At 40.2% G+C, this 19,665-nt stretch carries 23 protein-coding genes; 11 read left to right on the top strand and 12 right to left on the bottom strand.

Annotated elements, in window-relative coordinates; all coding sequences use genetic code 11:
• Nucleotides 1-132: 132 nt before the first annotated feature.
• Entirely contained in the window at nucleotides 133-693 is a 561-nt protein-coding gene (locus L7A31_RS04135) for a hypothetical protein (protein ID WP_237360233.1), read from the bottom strand.
• Nucleotides 694-783: 90 nt separating this feature from the next.
• Here L7A31_RS04135 and L7A31_RS04130 point away from each other — a divergent pair, with 90 nt between their 5' ends.
• From L7A31_RS04130 to secF, 4 genes are all read left to right on the top strand, one after another.
• Nucleotides 784-1,449 (top strand): SH3 domain-containing protein, encoded by a 666-nt coding sequence (locus tag L7A31_RS04130; protein WP_237360232.1) that lies wholly within the window; start codon nucleotides 784-786, stop codon nucleotides 1,447-1,449.
• 136 nt (nucleotides 1,450-1,585) lie between these two features.
• Nucleotides 1,586-2,044 (top strand): hypothetical protein, encoded by a 459-nt coding sequence (locus L7A31_RS04125; RefSeq protein ID WP_237360231.1) that lies wholly within the window; start codon nucleotides 1,586-1,588, stop codon nucleotides 2,042-2,044.
• Between the two features lie 197 nt (nucleotides 2,045-2,241).
• Nucleotides 2,242-4,062: a protein translocase subunit SecD gene (secD, locus tag L7A31_RS04120; RefSeq protein ID WP_237360230.1), complete on the top strand. Its 1,821-nt coding sequence runs from the start codon at nucleotides 2,242-2,244 to the stop codon at nucleotides 4,060-4,062.
• Between the two features lie 3 nt (nucleotides 4,063-4,065).
• Entirely contained in the window at nucleotides 4,066-4,968 is a 903-nt protein-coding gene (secF, locus tag L7A31_RS04115; RefSeq protein WP_237360229.1) for a protein translocase subunit SecF, read from the top strand.
• 81 nt (nucleotides 4,969-5,049) lie between these two features.
• Here the strand turns inward: secF and L7A31_RS04110 are convergent, their stop codons facing one another.
• The 3 genes from L7A31_RS04110 to L7A31_RS22230 form a co-directional block, all read right to left on the bottom strand.
• On the bottom strand, nucleotides 5,050-5,781 hold the full coding sequence (locus L7A31_RS04110; RefSeq protein WP_237360228.1) for a dienelactone hydrolase family protein: 732 nt from the start codon (nucleotides 5,779-5,781) through the stop codon (nucleotides 5,050-5,052).
• Between the two features lie 168 nt (nucleotides 5,782-5,949).
• Entirely contained in the window at nucleotides 5,950-6,603 is a 654-nt protein-coding gene (elbB, locus tag L7A31_RS04105; protein WP_237360227.1) for an isoprenoid biosynthesis glyoxalase ElbB, read from the bottom strand.
• A gap of 286 nt (nucleotides 6,604-6,889) precedes the next feature.
• Entirely contained in the window at nucleotides 6,890-7,231 is a 342-nt protein-coding gene (locus L7A31_RS22230) for a NirD/YgiW/YdeI family stress tolerance protein (RefSeq protein WP_354003804.1), read from the bottom strand.
• Nucleotides 7,232-7,652: 421 nt separating this feature from the next.
• Here L7A31_RS22230 and L7A31_RS04100 point away from each other — a divergent pair, with 421 nt between their 5' ends.
• From L7A31_RS04100 to L7A31_RS04090, 3 genes are all read left to right on the top strand, one after another.
• Nucleotides 7,653-8,465 (top strand): Cof-type HAD-IIB family hydrolase, encoded by an 813-nt coding sequence (locus L7A31_RS04100; RefSeq protein WP_237360226.1) that lies wholly within the window; start codon nucleotides 7,653-7,655, stop codon nucleotides 8,463-8,465.
• Nucleotide 8,466: 1 nt separating this feature from the next.
• Nucleotides 8,467-9,141: a pyrimidine 5'-nucleotidase gene (yjjG, locus tag L7A31_RS04095; protein ID WP_237360225.1), complete on the top strand. Its 675-nt coding sequence runs from the start codon at nucleotides 8,467-8,469 to the stop codon at nucleotides 9,139-9,141.
• 172 nt (nucleotides 9,142-9,313) lie between these two features.
• Entirely contained in the window at nucleotides 9,314-9,907 is a 594-nt protein-coding gene (locus L7A31_RS04090) for a DUF1294 domain-containing protein (protein WP_237360224.1), read from the top strand.
• Nucleotides 9,908-9,973: 66 nt separating this feature from the next.
• On the opposite strand, the gene L7A31_RS04085 is transcribed toward L7A31_RS04090, so the two are convergent.
• The 3 genes from L7A31_RS04085 to L7A31_RS04075 all read right to left on the bottom strand — a co-directional run bounded on the left by L7A31_RS04085 (nucleotide 9,974) and on the right by L7A31_RS04075 (nucleotide 12,587).
• Nucleotides 9,974-10,519 carry a chorismate mutase gene (locus L7A31_RS04085; RefSeq protein WP_237360223.1) on the bottom strand — a complete coding sequence of 182 codons (546 nt, stop codon included), beginning with the start codon at nucleotides 10,517-10,519 and terminating at the stop codon, nucleotides 9,974-9,976.
• 89 nt (nucleotides 10,520-10,608) lie between these two features.
• Nucleotides 10,609-11,730: an SLC13 family permease gene (locus L7A31_RS04080; RefSeq protein ID WP_237360222.1), complete on the bottom strand. Its 1,122-nt coding sequence runs from the start codon at nucleotides 11,728-11,730 to the stop codon at nucleotides 10,609-10,611.
• Between the two features lie 35 nt (nucleotides 11,731-11,765).
• A complete protein-coding gene (locus tag L7A31_RS04075) occupies nucleotides 11,766-12,587 on the bottom strand; it encodes a hypothetical protein (RefSeq protein WP_237360221.1) in 822 nt (273 codons plus the stop codon).
• 133 nt (nucleotides 12,588-12,720) lie between these two features.
• Between L7A31_RS04075 and L7A31_RS04070 the strand changes: the two genes are divergently transcribed.
• A complete protein-coding gene (locus L7A31_RS04070) occupies nucleotides 12,721-12,957 on the top strand; it encodes a DUF1289 domain-containing protein (RefSeq protein ID WP_354003803.1) in 237 nt (78 codons plus the stop codon).
• A 5-nt stretch (nucleotides 12,958-12,962) separates the two neighbouring features.
• Here L7A31_RS04070 and L7A31_RS04065 read toward each other — a convergent pair whose 3' ends face one another.
• The 3 genes from L7A31_RS04065 to L7A31_RS04055 form a co-directional block, all read right to left on the bottom strand.
• The gene (locus L7A31_RS04065; protein WP_237360219.1) at nucleotides 12,963-14,333 is read right to left on the bottom strand and encodes an L-serine ammonia-lyase; all 1,371 of its coding nucleotides are present in this window, start codon (nucleotides 14,331-14,333) and stop codon (nucleotides 12,963-12,965) included.
• A 107-nt stretch (nucleotides 14,334-14,440) separates the two neighbouring features.
• Complete coding sequence (locus L7A31_RS04060) at nucleotides 14,441-15,103, bottom strand: hypothetical protein (protein WP_237360218.1); 663 nt, start codon at nucleotides 15,101-15,103, stop codon at nucleotides 14,441-14,443.
• Nucleotides 15,104-15,286: 183 nt separating this feature from the next.
• Nucleotides 15,287-15,526 carry a YgdI/YgdR family lipoprotein gene (locus L7A31_RS04055; protein ID WP_237360217.1) on the bottom strand — a complete coding sequence of 80 codons (240 nt, stop codon included), beginning with the start codon at nucleotides 15,524-15,526 and terminating at the stop codon, nucleotides 15,287-15,289.
• A gap of 189 nt (nucleotides 15,527-15,715) precedes the next feature.
• On the opposite strand from L7A31_RS04055, the gene L7A31_RS04050 reads away from it, so the two are divergent.
• Nucleotides 15,716-16,648 carry an exopolyphosphatase gene (locus L7A31_RS04050; protein ID WP_237360216.1) on the top strand — a complete coding sequence of 311 codons (933 nt, stop codon included), beginning with the start codon at nucleotides 15,716-15,718 and terminating at the stop codon, nucleotides 16,646-16,648.
• A gap of 52 nt (nucleotides 16,649-16,700) precedes the next feature.
• Here the strand turns inward: L7A31_RS04050 and L7A31_RS04045 are convergent, their stop codons facing one another.
• Nucleotides 16,701-17,717, bottom strand: a complete 1,017-nt coding sequence (locus L7A31_RS04045; protein WP_237360215.1) for a GGDEF domain-containing protein — start codon at nucleotides 17,715-17,717, stop codon at nucleotides 16,701-16,703.
• A 194-nt stretch (nucleotides 17,718-17,911) separates the two neighbouring features.
• On the opposite strand from L7A31_RS04045, the gene L7A31_RS04040 reads away from it, so the two are divergent.
• On the top strand, nucleotides 17,912-18,268 hold the full coding sequence (locus tag L7A31_RS04040; RefSeq protein WP_237360214.1) for an MmcQ/YjbR family DNA-binding protein: 357 nt from the start codon (nucleotides 17,912-17,914) through the stop codon (nucleotides 18,266-18,268).
• Between the two features lie 2 nt (nucleotides 18,269-18,270).
• Here L7A31_RS04040 and L7A31_RS04035 read toward each other — a convergent pair whose 3' ends face one another.
• On the bottom strand, nucleotides 18,271-19,188 hold the full coding sequence (locus L7A31_RS04035) for a chemotaxis protein (protein ID WP_237360213.1): 918 nt from the start codon (nucleotides 19,186-19,188) through the stop codon (nucleotides 18,271-18,273).
• Between the two features lie 159 nt (nucleotides 19,189-19,347).
• On the opposite strand from L7A31_RS04035, the gene ppiC reads away from it, so the two are divergent.
• On the top strand, nucleotides 19,348-19,626 hold the full coding sequence (gene ppiC / locus L7A31_RS04030) for a peptidylprolyl isomerase PpiC (protein ID WP_237360212.1): 279 nt from the start codon (nucleotides 19,348-19,350) through the stop codon (nucleotides 19,624-19,626).
• Nucleotides 19,627-19,665: the final 39 nt, after the last annotated feature.

Here is a 19,665-nt window from a genome sequence, read left to right as displayed (position 1 = left end):
AACAGTTTACGGTTTAAACAGTCTGACACAGAATCCCCTTTCAACCCGGGTGTCAGGCTGTTTTTTCTTTTTTGGTAAAGACTGATTATGTTGGTTTATGTTTCGCAACATAAAGATTTTGCAAAGTGTGCGTTATTGTTCGGTGAGTATCTCTTGAAGTAAATCAGCTTCTTGCTGATAAAGAGATTTCAAATAGCCAACTTTATTGATCAGAGTGGTAAGGTCTTTCTCTAGTTTGTAATTGCTGAGTGCGTAGTGCGTACTAGTAATGGCATTTCTTACCAATTTTGCTTCATCACAATGTGAAGAAATCTGTTCCCATTGCTTCTGCATTTCCTGCACATTAGGTAGACTTGCGCGTAAGTGAGTCTCTTCTTCTTGAAGCTGAGAGACAACCATATTGGCGTTGTATATCTGCTGGCTGACCTTTAGTTGCAAGCTGCCGTTTTGAGGTAACCAAAACTGCTTCAACTCCGTTATTGAAAATTGTTGATGTAGAAAGTTTTTTTGACGATGTAGATATAACATTTGGTTGAAGGAAGATGCGTGCTTGTTGTACCAATCATCCAGTTGTTGCTGTTTCTCTAGCGCTTGATTCCAGCTATTTTCTCGGCAATGCTCACCCTTTACCCATGAAGGTAAAGCTACTGCAACAATGGTCGCTATAGTAAGAGTGATGTGTCGCCAAGTCATTAGGTGATCCAACGCACGTTGTTTATGTGATAATTGTAAGTATAGGGAAAAATATCAGCCTTACCTCTCGATATTTTGGAGAAGTGCTTCATGAAAAAATTGTTGATGGTGTTACTGCTTGTTCTCGGGCTTGCCTGCGCTGGTGGAGGCTATTACATTTTTGTTTTGAAGCCTGAGCAAGACGCAAAAAAACTTCAAAAGCCTAAAAAAATTGAAAAGCCAAAAAAAGAGCCAGTCAAAACAGAAGAAAAGAAAGCACCGCCACCGAAGCCTATTACTGAATACTTTGTTAGTACCGAAGAGTTAGGTGTCCGCGATGGCCCTAGCTACGATGCGTTTATCAATGATCATATGTATCGAGGGGAGAAAGTGACGATTTTGGAGCGAAAAGGCGACTGGGGCAGAATTTCTCGATATTACGTCTATTCCAAGGGAGGGAAAGAAGAGGCTGATTGGTTACCAATGGTAGGCCTTGCCACTTCTCCCCCCGTCATTACGGAGGAAGAACGTCGAGCAACATTGATTTCATTTGTTGGTAAATCAGATGACTTTAAACTGCATGAAACCGCTTTTCTAAAGGCAACAGATACACTGTTAAAAGAAGACAAGTGCCGACCTCAAGATTTCCAGGAATTGGAAGGGTGGGTGAAATCTGTTAAATACAAGGATAGAGAAGTCTATTTTGTATACTGTGGCGGACTACAGCTATCTAATAAAATCTACCTAGACGTCAAAACAGGGCAGATATTTGAATGATATTGAGTTATTAGAAAATCAGGTGGTTATTTGGCCAACTCAAATCACCAGAATCGCTTTTAGAAAATTTTAGTTGCAGATTGACAAGCGAATCCCTAGTATTCACGCTAGATTTTATATAACTATCGTTTTGTAAATGCCGATTCGCTTTCTAAGATATTTTGTTATCTCAATCCTTGCGACAATTTTGCCTTCGCAAGCGATGGCGACCCTGCTACAAAATGATACGAATGGGTCTTCTTCTCGTTTAACGCTTCAAACAACTTCTCAAGTTGATCTCAAAGAGGCGTTCGGTGAATGTGGCAAAAACGAGACAACTCAGTGCTCTCCAGATTCTTCAGCAAGCCAAGATAAATCTTCGACGTTTGAGAATTTAGGCGTAAGCCGATGGAGCTCATCGAGAGCAGAATCGGATAATAACCAGCCAGTTCACCCGAATAGCAATAAGCTTAATGCACAAGCTATCCCGTCGACGCAGAGTTCATCTCAAGTTACTGCGATTAAGACCAGTGTAGAGCACAATTCTAGCCATCGAATTTCCGGGTGGAAGGACAGTAACGCCCAATATGTGGCGCTAAACAGTCAATATTCTTAATTTCTCTTATCAGTACACAGTGTACTCTTATCTCTATTTGGGCTTTTTGAGCTCGTATAGGATTAAGTGTTGGTGTTTGCTGATGTCAGCTATCTAGCGAGACTGTAGTGAATGCTACAGGTTTATCGCTATCAACTATCTTACTTTAAAAACATACTACGAATACTCAAGCATATGTTTGAGGAAATAGGACGTATATGAAGAACAATAAACGTATTATAAATCACTATTCCAAATGGAAATATGTGTTTTTGATAGTCACAGTGGTCATTTTAGGTCTCAGTGCTATACCAACTTGGTACGGCGAACAGCCTTCGATTCAATTAACAATGGCTCACCCAAATGAAGCGATAAGCTCAGTCGCTAAAATGGCAGGCTACCTAAAAGAAAAGAACATTGACGTTGATAAAATCACTCAAAAAGGTGAGAAAACGACGTTAATTTTCAACAATGAAAATGACCAGACGCTAGCACGCCAAGCTCTAGACCCGCTTGTGGGTAAGAAAGATACAATCACGTACTCTTTCGTTTCTGTTGCACCTCAGTGGTTAACAGACATGGGCTTCGCTCCAATCAAACTTGGTTTGGATTTACGTGGTGGTGTACAGTTCCTTCTAAACGTAGATGTAGATAAAGCATTCTCTGAGCAGCGCGACACGATGGTTGACGACATTAGAGACATGTTAAGTAAGTCAAGTGTTTACGGTGTAAGGTTCAAAAATGACACTGCCGTAGGTTTTGACGTTACAAGCAACGATTCTTCAGCGCTTAACAAAGTACAAAACTACATTCAAAGCAACTATTCAGGTTGGTCGGTTAAACACTACTCTGACAAGTTGACAGTTGTTCCAACAAAATCAAACCGTGAAGAGTTCCAAAACGCAACGGTAACGCAAAACTTGAAGATTATGCGTGATCGTATTGAACAGTTGGGGATCACGGAAGCATTAGTGCAAAGACAAGGCGCGAATAAAATTCTGATTGATTTGCCGGGTGTTCAAGATCCGACTAAAGCGAAGAAAATCATCGGTGCAACTGCAAGTTTAGCGTTCCATGAAGTGATTCCTTCAACACAATCTATTACTGCTGATGACATCGTTCTAAAGAACAATGAAGGTCAAAATGTTGTGTTGAACCGTCGTCCTGTTTTAACCGGTGAGCACATCATCAACGCACGAGCAAACGTTGATAAAATGGGCATGGCAGAAGTGGATATCTCACTTGACCACGCTGGCGGTAAGCTAATGAGCCAATTCTCTGGTACTCACATTGGCAAACCAATGGCTACGGTTTATCGTGAATACCAAACTAATGCGAAAGGTCAAACTGAACGTAAAGAGCGCGTAATCAGTGTCGCGACCATCCAATCTAAGTTGGGAAGCCAGTTCCGAATCACGGGTGCTGGAAGCTTACAGCAAGCACAGCAACTAGCATTATTACTTCGTGCAGGCTCTCTAACAGCGCCAGTTACTATTGTTGCAGAGCAAACTATCGGTGCCTCTTTAGGTGCGGAAAACATTCACAATGGTTTCGCTGCTTTGGCATTAGGTATGGGCCTTACGCTAACATTTATGGCGCTTTGGTATCGTCGTTTAGGTTGGGTTGCGGACGTCGCTTTGCTAATTAACATGGTTTCACTTATTGGTTTGATCGCTCTTTTACCGGGTGCAGTTCTGACCTTGCCAGGTATTGCAGGTTTAGTTCTGACGGTCGGTATGGCGGTAGATACCAACGTACTGATATTTGAAAGGATACGAGATAAGCTTCGAGAGGGGCGTTCTCTAGCTCAAGCTATAGATCAAGGCTTTAGCACTGCATTTGCTACCATTCTTGATGCAAACGTAACAACTATGATTACCGCGGTTATTCTGTACTCAATCGGTAATGGTCCAATTGCTGGTTTCGCAATGACTTTAGGTTTAGGTCTATTGACGAGTATGTTTACTGGGGTATTTGCTTCACGTGCAATTATCAACTTGGTTTGGGGTCGCGATGGACGTCGAGGTCTAAAGGTTTAAGTTATGACTAAATTCTTTAAGAAAAACATTCGTAAAGTCCGTTATATCACAGGTATTGTATCGGTTACTTTAATCGTAATCTCTCTAGCTGCACTTGCGGTAAGAGGGCTTAACTGGGGACTAGATTTTACTGGCGGTATGCTGACAGAGGTTTCTGTTGATCAAAGCCTAACTAATGTTGAGCTACTGAAGGTGATTAAACCAGCTTACGGCGAGTCTGCAAGTGTGACTCATGCTGGCCAAGAAGGCCGTTGGTTGATTCGCTATGCTATCCCTAAAAAAGGCGTTAAAGAGCCTTCGATGACTCAAACGTTGTCTAAGATCTCGAACAACGTAAAAGTAGTCAGCACGAGTATGGTTGGCTCGCAGGTTGGTAAAAGCATGGTAAACCAAGGCGGATTAGCATTGATTACATCACTGCTGTGTATTCTTGGTTATTTGTGTTTCCGCTTTGAGTGGCGTTTAGCGACAGGTTCATTGATGGCACTTCTACACGATGTGGTATTGGTGTTGGGCTTTTTCGCTATTACTCAAATGCAATTCGATTTGACAACATTTGCGGCGGTTCTCGCGATACTCGGCTATTCACTGAATGACTCTATCATTGTTTCAGACCGTATTCGTGAGCTTCTAGTCGCTAGGCAGCGTGATACAATCAAGACCATTAACGATGATGCGGTTATCGCTACTTTCTCTCGTACGATGGTAACGTCGGGCACAACGCTTCTTACTGTGGCAGCGCTATGGTTAATGGGCGGACAAGCTCTTCAAGGATTCTCGACCGCGATGTTTATCGGTATCTTGTCAGGTACATGGTCTTCTATCTCTATCGGTACAGTATTGCCAGAATGGTTTAAATTGGAGCCTAAGCACTACTTACCAGTAGAAGTAGATGCGGCGCCTTAAGAGAACATAGCTAAGCGAAAGCAGAAAAGCCTCTTACTGTGAAAAGTAAGGGGCTTTTTCTTTATCTGTGTGATGTTGCAATTACCGAGTTGTTTCGTTTAAGAAGTCATTAAAGGCATACCAAGACTTCCTATCTGCATCTTCTCGATATCGGTTAGAGCCGAATACGGTAAAGGCATGAGGAGCGCCACTATAAGTGATCATCTCATGGGGCACGTTTGCTTCTTCCAGTTCAGCAGCTAAGGCGGCAAATTGTTCCATAGGAATGGCTGTGTCAGCAGTGCCGTGTAAAACGAGAATAGGCGCGGTTGTATTGTTATACGACTGGCCGTCTGGTGTTTTTAAACCGCCATGAAAGGTAACGAAGCCTTTTGCATTCATCCCTGCGCGAGCAGATTCCAACACTGCAGCGCCACCAAAACAGTAACCCATTACGACTACATTATTTAAGTTTCCACCTAGAGTACCAGCTTTATCTAAGCTGCCTTGCATCAATACCCTAAGTTTTTCTCTATCTTTATATAATTCTCCAGTGTGTTGGCGTTTGTCTTCTACTTTTGTTGGCCGAACACCTTTGCCGAAAAGGTCTGCTGCGAACACGTTATAACCTTTTTGATTGAGCATCTCGACACGAGTTTTTTCGTAGTCTGTTAGGCCATCCCAGTCGTGGACAAGAAGAACAAGCGGCGCTTTATCATCTACTTTTGACCAGTAACCTTCGTATTTTTGTCCATTTATGCTGTAAACAACGTCCTGTCCTGCAAATACGTTTGTAGACAAGAGTAGAACTATTCCTGTAAGCCATTTCTTCATAAAGCCTCCAACTCATCGTGTTAGGTGTTTTAGAAGAGTTTAGGACAGCACCAGTATTAGGCTTAGCTGACAGAAAAGAGTTGTGATATGCAATCGAAATATATATGTAAGAAAGGATGTACCCGAGCATGAGTACTCGGGTAGATTAGGAGTTTATAATTGAATCATTTATGCGATTTCAACTAGAGTTTGTACAAGCTTTTCGATACCTGATGCTGCTTGAGTAATGTTCTCTGCAAGCATATAAGAAGGCGTCGAAAGAACTTTATGTTCTTGGTCGAATGCGACTTCACCAACGGAGCATTCTACGTGCTCCCCACCAAGCTCAGTAAATGCTTGAATCATTTCTGGGTGAGTACCCAACGTGCCTTTTACGCCTTTGTCGTAAATCATTGGAATGATTACAGGAGCGATACACACATAGCCAGCTGGTTTCTTAGCAACAGAGAAAGAACGGCATACTGAAGCGATAAGAGGGTCGATACTGCACTCACTGCCAGAGTTTGCGAAGTCAGTGAAGTTTTTTGCAGCGCCAAAGCCACCAGGGACTAAAAGCGCATCATACTCTTCGATATCCAGCTCTTCGAGGTCTTTTACGTTGCCTCTTGCGATTCTTGCGGATTCAACCAAAATGTTTCTTGATTGATCTTCCATTACGTCGCCTGTTAAGTGATCAACAACATTTGCTTGGTTTTTGTTTGGTGCGTAGCAATGCCAAGTGGCCCCTTGTTTTTCTATGGCATGCAGCGCTAGTACTGATTCATGGATTTCTGAACCGTCAAAAACACCTGAACCGCTTAAAATAACTGCTACTTTTTTCATTAAGATGCGTCCTCTATAAAATAATAAGCTAAAGTTAAGATTAAAAATTTTCAATAGCCTGATATTAAATGGTTTTCACATGAGAAAAATGTGACGAACTACTTAAAGAAGCATCATTCCATTACTCAATAATGGAATTAATTGTTGTAGTTGTAAGCGATATTGCATTTGGTGTGCCTGCAAAATATACAACGCTGAGTTTGCACAGGTTTCTATATTCTTATTGAAAAACAAAATATTTTCATTTGCAACAAAGTACTAACTCTTGCTTAACTTGTGTAGGCTATTAAATGACCTTTAGGCTTTTGACATTAATATAATGAAATTGCCTAGACACTTCTAACACTCCATATATTTCAACATTGGTTTTATTTGTAATTTTAATGTTTGACCATGTGCTATCATTAATTTTTAATATGTAGCTTTCTTTAGTGTCATTTGTTTTGAACGTATAGTAATTGCTAGTTCCGTTTCTAGACTCAATGTGACCCTCTAGAGTGACAGACTTTGTGTAGTATGAATCTTGTTTAAAGCTATTACTTGTTGGTCCATCATAACCATTAGCGAAAACTGCTGGAGCAAGAAAATAACAGGAAAGTATTAATATTGTTTTAGTGATTGTCTTCATAATTAAATAGCCAATTTATTTATAGGGTTAAGGTTTAATTCTAGAAAAATGTTCTATATATTCTGAATATGACCAATGTCGTAATTTATATCAAGTTTATCATTATTAATTTATTATTTCTTACTATTGTAAAATGTAATCTTTTATACTCATTTATTTTTGAAAATAATATTCAAGTTTGGCTTTAGTTTAGCGTTATAATGTGGGCAAGTTAAGCGTAGTTATTGCTCATACTAAATATTCTGTGCAATATTTGGTCAGTTTGTTTCTATGGATCAATTCTTGTTCCATGAAAGCCTTTGGTTTTTAGCCGGTTACATATGGATATGAGCTGAAGGTTTTGTATATAATTCAGTAATCGAATTGAGAGCATTCGTTAAGCCTCTTGTTTTATATTACCTTGAATACAATGTGAATATCTATGCCTAAAAATAGAGTTAAATTTATAGCAGCCGATATGGATGGAACGCTGCTTGATGAGAAAGGTCAACTAAATCCGTCTTTTTTTGATTTATACCAAAGGCTTATTAGCGAAGGTGCCTACTTTTGTGCGGCTTCGGGACGCCAGTATTCCAGCTTGTTGAGTCTATTCGCCCCAGTCGCTGAGCAGATGTATTTTATTGCCGAAAACGGCACTTTAGTGATGCATCAAGGTAAAGAGGTTTATAGTTCCACAATGGATTCTATGTCAGTGCGCGGTGTCATAGAAAAAGCAAAGGCAATAGAAAATATACATGTTGTCTTATGTGGGAAAAAATCTGCGTATATAGACACTCCTTGTCCAGACGCAATGGAAGAGATTAAGAAATATTATCACGAATGCAAAATGGTCAATGATATAGCAGAAGTTGATGATGAGTTTATAAAAGTCGCAATATTGCATTTCGATGGTTCTGAGGAACACATATACCCACCAATCAATTCAGCGTTTGGTGATAAATTTAAAGTAGTGGTCAGTTCAAGCATTTGGGTTGATGTCATGAATCCAAACGCATCAAAAGGTGAAGCGATTCGATATCTGCAACAAGCTTTAGACTTTAGCTATGAAGAAACGATGAGTTTCGGTGACTATTTTAATGATGTTGAAATGCTGCAAGCTAGTTATCACTCTTATGCGATGGAAAACGCGCATCCAGGTGTTAAACCGTATGCTCGCAATATTGCGCCAAGTAACACTGAAAATGGGGTGATTCAGGTTATTGAGTCTTATTTAGATGACCTAAGCAAGGATTAACATGAAATACGATTGGATACTGTTTGACGCAGACGAAACAATTTTCCACTTTGATGCGTTCAAAGGAATGCAGTTGATGTTCAAACGCAAAGGCGTAGAGTTTACAGCAAGTGATTACCATCAATACCAGCAGCTTAACAAGCCGTTATGGGACAAATATCAGCAAGGTTTAGTTACTGCAACAGAAATTAAGCACACACGCTTTGAGTTGTGGGCTGATAAGTTAGATACCACGACGATGGATTTGAATAGTAGCTTTTTGCAAGCCATGGCCGACATCTGTACTTTGCTTCCAGGCGCTAAGGAGCTGATTGAGTCTTTATACGATAAAGCAAGACTTGCAATTATCACCAACGGATTTGTTGAGTTGCAGTCGATAAGGTTAGAGAAGGTTGGCTTAGCTGATCGCTTCGAGCATGTGTTCATATCTGAAGAGGTTGGTATTGCTAAACCAGACTCTGGTATTTTTGACTATGCAATGAACAAAATGGGTCAACCAGACCGGGCCAAAGTATTGATGGTAGGAGATAACCTTCATTCGGATATTGTTGGTGGCAACAATTATGGAATAGATACTTGCTGGTTGAACCGTAGCGGTGAAGCGTTACATGAAACCATTAAACCCAATTACACCGTTAGTTGTCTTCATGAGTTAAATGCTCTTTTGTTAAACTAGCACTAATGAACCGATAGATAATTAAAAGATATTTATATCAGTTATATAGGAAAAAGCCTCTTTATATTGTGATCTCAGAATGGCCGTTATTCAGATCCTTGCATAAACTTGTAAATCATAAGCGCAGGTTTTGGGTGTGCATTTTGTTGGTGTGGCGGGGAAGGGGCTTTAGATGGCTATCACAGGGACAGTAACAGAGTGGAACGAGAACAAAGGTTACGGTTATATTTCGGTTAATGATCAGCCTATAAAAATTGTTTTTCATATCTCAGACTTTTCTGGTAATAGCATGAGGCCTCAAGTTTGTGAAAACGTTGTGTTTAGCCTAACCAAAGATCCAAATGGTAATCTTCGGGCGATAGATATTAAACGGCCCATTGCGTTTACTTTTCCAATGGCACTGACTATTTGGTTTGCTGCTATGGTTGTTGGAAGTATCTATCTGCTCAATTATCCAGTTATCGTTATTGATTACTTACTGTTGATCAGTGGCTTTACTTACCTTCTATATGGCGTTGATAAATCGATCTCGTCATCAGAAAATTGGCAAGTACCTGAAGTTGTTTTCCATCTGTTTGGGCTCGCTGGCGGGTGGCCAGGCGCGATACTGGCACAATCTTTCATGAGGTATAAGCCGAACTCAGTGACTTACACTCCAGTATTTTGGCTGATGATCTTATCAAACATCGCAGTATTTGCGTGGTCGTTGACAGCGACTGGTAAGGAAAAGTTATCCGTAGTGATAAATTGGTTGTTATTGTTGTAGCTTACTTACTGAGTACGTTAGTAAGTAAGGCTCGTGTTAGGCACGAGCCTTATCATTTTACCTAGGCTATTTCTTTGCAAGTCTTACCTTCATAAGACCATCATAAAGCATGTCTTTATCTGCTATTGTGAGATTCGCGACGGTAATATGGCGAATGAATTTAGCCCTTTCTGAAGGGTTAAATGGTCCAAACTTCTCTAAGTGGTCTTTCATTTCGGCAAGAATAGTATTGCCTAACGTAATTAAAGCAGGTCTCACCTGAGTTTTAAGGTTGAGCGGTTTTGCATTCAGTTTATTCGGGCTAGATAACCAGTCTGCTCTATAGCGGTATTGAATAGCTTTAGCTGCACTGATCTGTGCAACGAAAAAGGGCTTGACAGAGCTTGGATTCAAACCTAATTTTTTGGCTTGCGCTTGGGCTTTTTCAATTACAACAGCCTCTCTGGCAATATCCTCTATTTGCTTATGATGTTGAGCTTTATATAAAGCAACGTCTTTCATATATCCAAGCCTATTGTTGATATTACTGAATAGTAGTGTATCTGTACCTTGAGCAAAAACGGCTGGAGCTAAGAATATAAGTATTAAAGTAATAAGTGTTTTTAGTTTCATTACTAAGGGCCAATGTAGGTTACATATGATGTGCTGTGAGAATACAGCAAATTAACCGATAGGTTAAATAAATAAAACAGATGTTGTTTCTAGTTGATATAGGAGTAATAAATAATGTATGGGGTTAAAAGAATGATAGCTAATAATATGTTTAAAATTGTGAATTTATATACAAATCGCTTCGCACAATTGGGGTGATGTACGGTTAATGTTTTATATCCAATTAGGCTAGCCATTGAAGCGATAAGAGTACCTAGACCTCCGATATTCACTCCTAAAATTAATGGGTGCCAATTTTCGGTAAAGTGCCCAAGGAGGATAGCGGTCGGTACATTGCTAATCACTTGGCTTATTAGTACGGAAGATATTAGTAGGTGTTTGGAGGTTTGGGCCGTTTGTTCTAATAAACTGGTTAACTCTGGCCATTTGTTTATGTTACCGATAAAAATAAAAGCAAATATGAAAGTGAAAAGCAAGCTGTAATGCTGTTCAACCAATTGTTTGTAGTTACAGGTAATAGCGGCTGAAAGTGTTATGAGTAATATAATGTAAATTGGAATTAAGTGAAAAAGGCTAAGAAGGATAGCTACAAACACGCCAAAGAATGTGAGACTACCGACTAGGGAAAATCGATGACTTGGTTTAATAGATTCGTTCAACGGGTTATTGGGTAATGTATTGCATAGGCCCCATAAGATAATAGCACCGGCTATCACTATTGGTGCTGTAACAGAGCAAAACTGCCAAAGTGTCAAATTTGAGTAGAGGTAGAGAAACATATTCTGGGGGTTGCCCAGTGGCGTTAAAGCACTGCCTAAGTTTGCAGCGACAATAATTAAAATGGTACTTGGTACTGGGTCTAAGTTTATGCGTCTAGAAAGCGGAAGAAACAATGCCAGCAATACAATAATGGCGACGTCATTTGTGATAATCATTGAAGAGAAAAAGGAACAGAAGATCAAAGCTGTTTGCAGCGCTTTAGTGTTATTGAAGCGATAAGAAAGCGAAACAATGACTCGCTCTAGTAGTCCGAAATATTGCCAATAATTGACAGTCGTAATTAGGGCAAATAGAGTAACAATGACAGGCCAGTTAATACTGTCGAGGGAAGGGGTTACCTGAAAGCTCGTTGCCAATGCTAGTACAAAAAAAGTTAGCATGATTTTATCTAGCTTCTGGATAAAACCTAGTACACGAGCGATGGTTTCCAAGTTTCTCTCCTAAGCTTGTGGCTGATGGGATGTTACTATTTTTCAATTGCTAAGAAAAAAGAAGATGCCATAAAGCATACGCCACCTAACGCTGTTGTCGCGAGAGAGCCTTCTAACATAATGTGCACAGTGACTATTGAGGGGACAGCCATGAACGCAGAGATCATAAAGAACAAGCAACCCCACAAATTGAACACAGTGATAACTGATGATAGAGTTGTTTTTGGCCAATAGTGCACATGTGCATCGCTTTCAACTACTGCTAAGTACCCTGATACCAGAAAGAGTATCGAGCCAATAAAATCAGGGCCCCAAATAAATATCCAAGCAGTATGGGCTGAAGCAGGAAATATTGCAGCGAATGTGGAAACATTAAAAAGTAGAGTGCCAGCAAATTGCGTAAACGTCGACCAAAATCCAATTCTGTGCGGCTGTATAGCAAACCACTTCCAATCCTTCCAATTCGGTGGAGTATCTACGCTGTCTGTGCCGTTTATGGCTTGCAAATATTGGATGTATGCGGCTGAGGTGAAAAATATCGAGCCATAAAAGAAGATTGTATTAATATCAAAATGTGTTTGAAACGATAGCCACTCCAATTGCAATAAACTAGCAAAAATAAAGTGTGCTGAACCGACTATAAAAAGTATCGCAATGGGTAAGTTGAGTAATACTAAAGGGTTGGCAGTTTCGTGGTGCTCATTGCCTATCAGGTTAAACCCTTTTCTATGACGGCGAGCGTTCCATACTTTAAGCTTCTCTCCCACTAGCAGTTTAAGCTCGACACGAAAACCACGGAAATACTTGTGCTCATGATGTTGGTATTTGTTGTCAAAATGAGGGTAGTGTAATTTCATACTCAGTGAATGCTCATGGCTAGTTGGGAATATAGGTTGTTCAAAAATTGCTTAACACAGGTTACTAAAAAATGACTAATAGATAATGTTATCAACTTCAATGTTCATTTTTATTAAGTTAAGAGAGCTATAATTGTATAGTGGAAAATGTACTACTAAAGGACGTATTTTGGAATCTAGCCCAAGGCAAGTTGCTACTGAGGACGTTGAATCTCCATGTAGGAGACATTGTTGCTTGAATGAAAAAGATGTTTGTTTAGGGTGCTATCGGACTTTAGATGAAATACTTGCTTGGTCTGCATCTCCGCCAGAAAGGAAGGCGGAGATATTAGAATTGTGCCAACAGCGCAGAGAGTCTGCTAGCAACTAGCCCTATTATTCACAAGGTGGACCTAAATGTATGGTAGCAAGCCCGCCTAAAGACGTTTCGCGATACTTCTTATTCATATCTTTACCTGTCTGATACATAGTCTCAATAACCTTGTCGAGAGAGATCAGACATTTGCTGTTGCGCTTTAATGCCATCCTAGAGGCATTAATAGCTTTCATTGCACCCATAGCATTACGTTCAATGCAAGGAACTTGTACTAAACCACCAATTGGATCGCAAGTCATACCAAGCGAGTGCTCCATAGCGATTTCAGCAGCAATACACATCTGCTCATTGCTTCCGCCACACAGGGAGGTTAGGCCAGCTGCAGCCATGGATGAAGAAACGCCAATTTCACCTTGGCATCCAACTTCAGCGCCACTTATCGAGGCGTTAGTTTTGTATAAAATACCAATTGCCCCAGACACGGCGAGGAAGTCTTTAAGCTGTTTAGTATCTAGAGGCTGAATAAACTTGTTGTAGTACATGAGAACCGCTGGGATGACTCCAGCAGCGCCATTAGTTGGGGACGTTACTACCTGTCCACCTGCGGCATTTTCCTCGCTGATTGCAAAGGCAAACAGGTTTACCCAGTCTAGAATCTCCATTGGGTCATTGTTAGCAGAGGAATTCGATTCTAGCCTCTTGAGTAGGTTTGGAGCTCGTCTAACAACACTTAAGCCGCCTTCTAAAATGCCTTCTGTATCAAAACCTCTCTTCATACATAAAGACATGACTTTCCAAATTTTGTCTGCTTTAGATTCTATATCTTGCGCTGATGTAAAGGAGAGCTCGTTTTGTAGAATCATACCACCTAAGCTTAGGCCATTTTGCTCAGCGCTATTCAGCATTTCCTCTGCGGACTTGAAAGGGTATTTAACTTGCACTTCATGTTGGCTACCCTGTGCTTTGAGCTCAGCTTCTGTCGCTATAAATCCACCTCCAGTCGAGTAATAGGTTTCTGAAGCAACTAACTGATTGTCGCCGTTAAACGCTTGAATCGACATGCCATTTTCATGGAGAGGTAGGCTTGTTTTATGGAAAAGAAGGTCAGACTGATAGTTAAATGCAATCTGATGCTGTCCAGATAAAGCAAGTTTTTCTTCGTTAAGCACTGTTTCTAACGCCTTCTTCGCGCTAGTCATTTTTATTGCGTCAGGTTTGTTGCCTAACAACCCGAGAATCACCGCTTTGTCAGTATGGTGGCCTTTGCCCGTGAGGGATAGAGAACCGTACAAATCAACTTGAATGCGTTGAACTTGATTGATTTTGTCGCTGATAAGTTCGGTGAAACTATAACCAATAAGCATTGGGCCATTGGTATGTGAGCTTGAAGGGCCTACACCAATCTTATAGATATCAAATATCGACAGCATAAAGTATACCTTTTCTAGGTTTGCTAGCCTTGATGAGAATATTATAAATTTTAGACTCTTGATATGTGTTTTGCGAAACGTTGCCTAACACTAGGCTTAAAGTCTAACTAAGCTTGTTTCTTTAACGTAATGCGAGTCTTAATTGATTCGATTGTAATAAAAATGAATATCGCCAACTGTCCACCTTCTTTGATGCTATGCATGAGCGCATCTGAGTAGCTGGATGATAGTAGATACTGCCACACAATAGTAAGGTGTAGAGTGGACATAAATAAGGCTAAAGCAATTGCGGCATATAAAATTAGTTTAGCTGTATAGCTAGCAAATACCTCGCTTAGCTCTCTATACAGTCCAAATCCGCCCCTAAAAGCAACGATACCGGCTACCGCTACGAACTTAAGAGCAGGGAAATACCAAGGAACATTGAATACTGCTTCTATCCAGTAGTTAGATTTATATAAGAAAGCGACCATGAAGAGCGCAGATACGAAGACAAGCCCGTTTCTAAGGTCTTTTCTCCAGCGTCTTAGGTTGAAGAAAGCGAAGGCGCTAGTGAGAAGCATCAACTTTTGGATAAAGCTTGTGGTTGACGTGCCTTTGAACAGCATATCTGAATGAAAGCTGTCGAAGTGCATACATAGGTTTAGCACTAAAATGATGCCAACAACGCTAAGCGCGTAGGCACTTATAGTATTTCTATTGATGCCACTTGCTCCATTACTTTTGGCAATGCGCGGGCTGTTTGCGCTAACTCTGATATTTGACTTCATTTTTCAATTTCGACGAATAAGAATTTAAGTGTTAGCAGTTAATACTAAACAGCGAAGATAGGGTGATTTAGCGACACAAAATACCCTAAACATGCGTAAAGTCAATGACGTCTTGGTTGCATATGATATAAGCGCTTGTTTTCTTTATAGTTGAATTCAAGCGCTAATTTGAAGGGGAGTTAATTAGTGGTGTTGATTATAATAGGCCCATTGTTCGACATGGTTGTTGTCATGATCACAAAAAGTTTGCCGTTCGCCATTTGCGTTAGCAAAACTAATAGTGCCACCTTCTTGTACACAATAAATAGTCGCAGATTCTGTTACAGCTGGCTCTCCGGCTACGTGATATTTTTCATCCTGACTAGCACATCCCGATAAAAATAAACTTACTGCTAACCCAGTAAAAACATAGACTTTTTTCATTCGCTCTCCATAGCATTTGTTTCCTATTTTGAAGAAAATTATATAAGAACCTCTAAAAAACATTGCCTTAAGTTTGTTAAAAGATCGATGGTGTCTAAAATTAAAACAAAAGTGAATTTTATCAGTATCGTTTATCACCCAAACTTGTACAGATGTCACTTATATCTGTGCTTTGAAAAGGAATTTCATATGTCGGAAAGCAAGTATCGCTTAGTGACTCGTAGTGATTTTGATGGTTTAGTCTGCGCTGTTCTGCTAAAACAGATTGATTTAATTGATGAAATTCAATTTGTACACCCTAAAGACATGCAGGATGGTCTGGTCGAAATAACAAATAGAGACATAGTGACTAACTTGCCTTTTGTACCTCAGGCTCATCTAGTTTTCGATCATCATTTGTCTGAGAAGCTACGAAACCCGGGTCAACACCGAAATCATATCATTGAACCAGATACGCCTTCAGCGGCGCGCGTTGTATGGAATTATTACGGCGGCTTATCTAAGTTTCCACAAGAGTGGGAAGATATGATGGAGGCAGTAGACAAGGGTGACTCTGCGCAATTTAGTAGAGATGAGGTGTTGGATTCTACTGGGTGGAATCTCTTGAACTTCTTGATGGACGCCAGAACGGGGTTAGGCCGCTTTAAAGAGTTCAAAATTTCAAACTACAAGTTGATGATGGACTTAATTGATTATTGTAAGAACCATAATATTGATGAAATCTTAGCGTTGCCTGACGTGAAAGAGAGAATTGATTTGTATCGTGAGCATGAGAATATGTTTAAACAACAAATACAACGTTGTGCCACGGTGTATGACAATTTGGTTTTGCTCGACCTTACCGACGAAGAAACGATCTACGCTGGAAATCGTTTTATTATTTATGCGCTTTTTCCTCAGTGTAATATTTCAATCCATAAAATTTGGGGCTATCAGAAGCAAAAGATTGTATTTGCAACGGGTAAGTCAATCTTTGATCGAAGCTCGAAGACAAACATTGGCAAGCTAATGCTAAAATACGGTGGCGGAGGCCATAAAGCGGCAGGGACGTGCCAAGTTGAAGTGGCTGATGCTGAGCGTGTTCAGAAAGAGTTAGTTAAGAAAATTACACTCGATGGATAGCTTTAAAGTGGAGCTTTCATCACGGTAATTGTTGAAACGGTATTGTCACAAGTTACTCTGGAAAAACCCTGTTTCTACCTGCCTCTTTCGCTTCGTACATTAAACTGTCAGCCCTGTTTATGATATCTTCTGCACTATCAGAGCCTTCCAATTCAGCAACACCAAATGACGCAGTAATATTACGAATCTGATTGCCCGTTTTTTTGTCTTTAATCGATATGTTTTCTATTAGCTTACGTACGGTTTCAGCAAACTGCTTAGCAACGCTCAATGGTTTATTTGGAATAATTAGAGCAAACTCTTCACCTCCAAAACGATAAGCGCTAATCCCTTCTTTACTCGCTGCTTTTAACCGTTTAGCAACTTGCTGTATCACAGTATCACCAAATAAGTGTCCATATTCATCGTTAAACCCTTTGAAGTGGTCGATGTCAAGCAAAATAAGACACAAGGTTTGTTGTGCGTGGCAGAGAGTAAACAAATCGTCATCGAAAGCTCTCCTGTTATACAAGCCAGATAAGCCGTCGAATAACACATCTTTCTGTAGCTCTGAAAGCTTTCCTTTTAAGCGATTAATCTCGCCACTGGCATCTTGCAAATAATTACTTAAAAATTTTGTAGAGTTTTGTATTTCTTTCGACTCTGACAATAGTTCTTGAACGACCTCCATGATGTCTTCGATGGTCATTCCATCGTCATTCGCTCGCTTAAGGTTCGAGAAACTCTTGTTTATTACTTTAGAAAACTTGGATGTTCCCTTTAGCGTGTCATCCATCGAGCTTCCTGTTTCGGCTAACAGTAACTCTAAGCTCGCTTTCAGCTCTTGGCTATCAGCTTCTGTTCTGCTCGCAATGTAGTTGGTGTAGAGGTCTTGCCCTGTAGCGGGTGGGCAAATGCCATATTTCTCTATGGCTGAATCCATTTCAATATTTAAATTGGGTATGGCTTTGTCGACATAGGTATACCACAAAGCATAATTAGCCGGTGTAACTGGGACATGATTCTTCATCATTAACGGAACGGCTTTTTTTAGGTTTTCAGTGGCTTTTTTATAGTCGTTGTCTGTCATTATTATTAATACTCACTCTTTGACTACCATAAGCCTAGTGGAAATTAGTGTGGCTTTCCGAATAATTGTCAAAAATCTGAAAGCAACCATAAGAACCCTTACTTAATTGTGCTATGTCGAGTAGCTAAGTTTTAGTCACGTAAGGCAAACGTGTTAATGTATGAGTGAGACTAGCTCGCTGCTAAGGATTAACCGTGAATACGATCAATGAGTACCTATCGAAATTTCCAGGAACAGTACTTGATTACCCGTTTGGTGAAGATGTCGAGGTATATAAAGTTAAAGGTAAGATGTTCGCTCTAGTATCAACGTTAGAAGGGCGGCCATATATTACCCTTAAATGTCAGCCGGAAGATGGTGAGGTGCTAACCAGTCAATTTGATGCGATAACTCCAGGCTATCACATTAATAAGCGCCATTGGATTACTGTCTATATGGATAGCTCGGATATAGATGAAAGCCTACTACATGAGTTATGCGAGCGCTCCTATCGACTGGTCGTCAGCAAACTGAAAAAGTCGGAAAGAGCTTCTATCGAGTCTAGTTTCTAGTTTTAAGCACTTGCTTTTTCTTGCTCTAACTTTTGTGCCGCTCTCAACATTGCGTCGATTAGCTCAGCCGCATTAAACTTTTCTAACGCTTCGTGCGCACCTACTTGATGCGCTCTGTCGACACAAATTTCACTAGATAACGAAGTATGTAAGATACAGTAAATGTTTTTCAATTCAGGTGAGTTTTGCACTTCAAATGCCAATTCATAGCCGTCTAAGCCCGGCATTTCGATATCGCTGACGAGCAAATGGATTGCTTTATCAGTTGCAGCTTGGTTTTGCATTAGAGTTAACGCTTCATCACCATTATTGCAGATCTGATAAGGGATATTGATGCCATCTAACGCGTCAGATAGCTGCTTACGAGCGATGGAAGAGTCATCCACCAATAATATGTTCAATGCTTTTAAACGCTCACGCTCAATGTCTGTCAGCATAGGTATATTTGCTGACTCATATTGCGGATAAATTTTAGATAGCAATAGCTCTACATCTAACAATTGAACAATTTTTTCTTCGAAACGGGTGATTCCAGTAACAAATATATTTTTGCCTGCAGTATTTGGGGCGGGTTCTATCGAGCGCCAATTGCATTCAATTATTTTGTCTATTGTTCTAACCATAAACGCAACAATGGTGCGAAGACAGTCAGTAACGATTAGATAGCAATTGTCATATTCTTCAGGCTGTATTGGTCGAAAACCAATAGCCGCGGACATATCGATAACCGGTATCGTCATACCTCGTATAGTAACTGTGCCAATTACGTGGTGATGAGAGTAGGGGATCTGCGTGGTTGGCATGTAAGGAACAATTTCACGGACTTTGAGTGTGCCAATTGCAAATAATTGCTGCTGCAAGTTAAGCGTGAACATCAGCATGCCTTGTGACTGATTCGCTTTACTTGTTGTTTTTGCCATGGAGAGCCTCAAATACGCTAGTAATGTCCTTTAATAATAAACTATTTGTGTATCAGCGTAATCAGATATTTTTTGAGTGAATACTTGATGGCACAGAGATTGTGACGTTTAGCGATTTCTGAAGTAGAATAGCGCGAAATGTAGAAACAGGACTTATCAATGGCACAAACAGCGGCAGCCCTGCATATTTTGGTTAAACATAAAGAGCAGGCTGAAGATATTATTAAGCAACTTAAAAAAGGGGCAAAATTTCAAACCCTAGCGAAGAAATATTCTACTTGCCCTTCAGGTAAAAAAGGAGGAGATTTGGGTGAGTTCCGTCGCGGGCAGATGGTGCCACAATTTGACAAGGTGTGCTTTAGCGGCGAAACGCTTACGCCTCACCTAGTGAAAACCAAATTTGGTTGGCACATAGTTAAGGTTTTGTACCGAACTTAAATTTTTAGAGTGGCAGCACTAGCATATCTAAGTATGTTA

The sequence above is a fragment of the Vibrio marisflavi CECT 7928 genome (genome assembly GCF_921294215.1).
Classification (GTDB): Bacteria; Pseudomonadota; Gammaproteobacteria; order Enterobacterales; family Vibrionaceae; genus Vibrio; species Vibrio marisflavi.
This window is presented reverse-complemented; position numbering and strand designations above follow the sequence as displayed.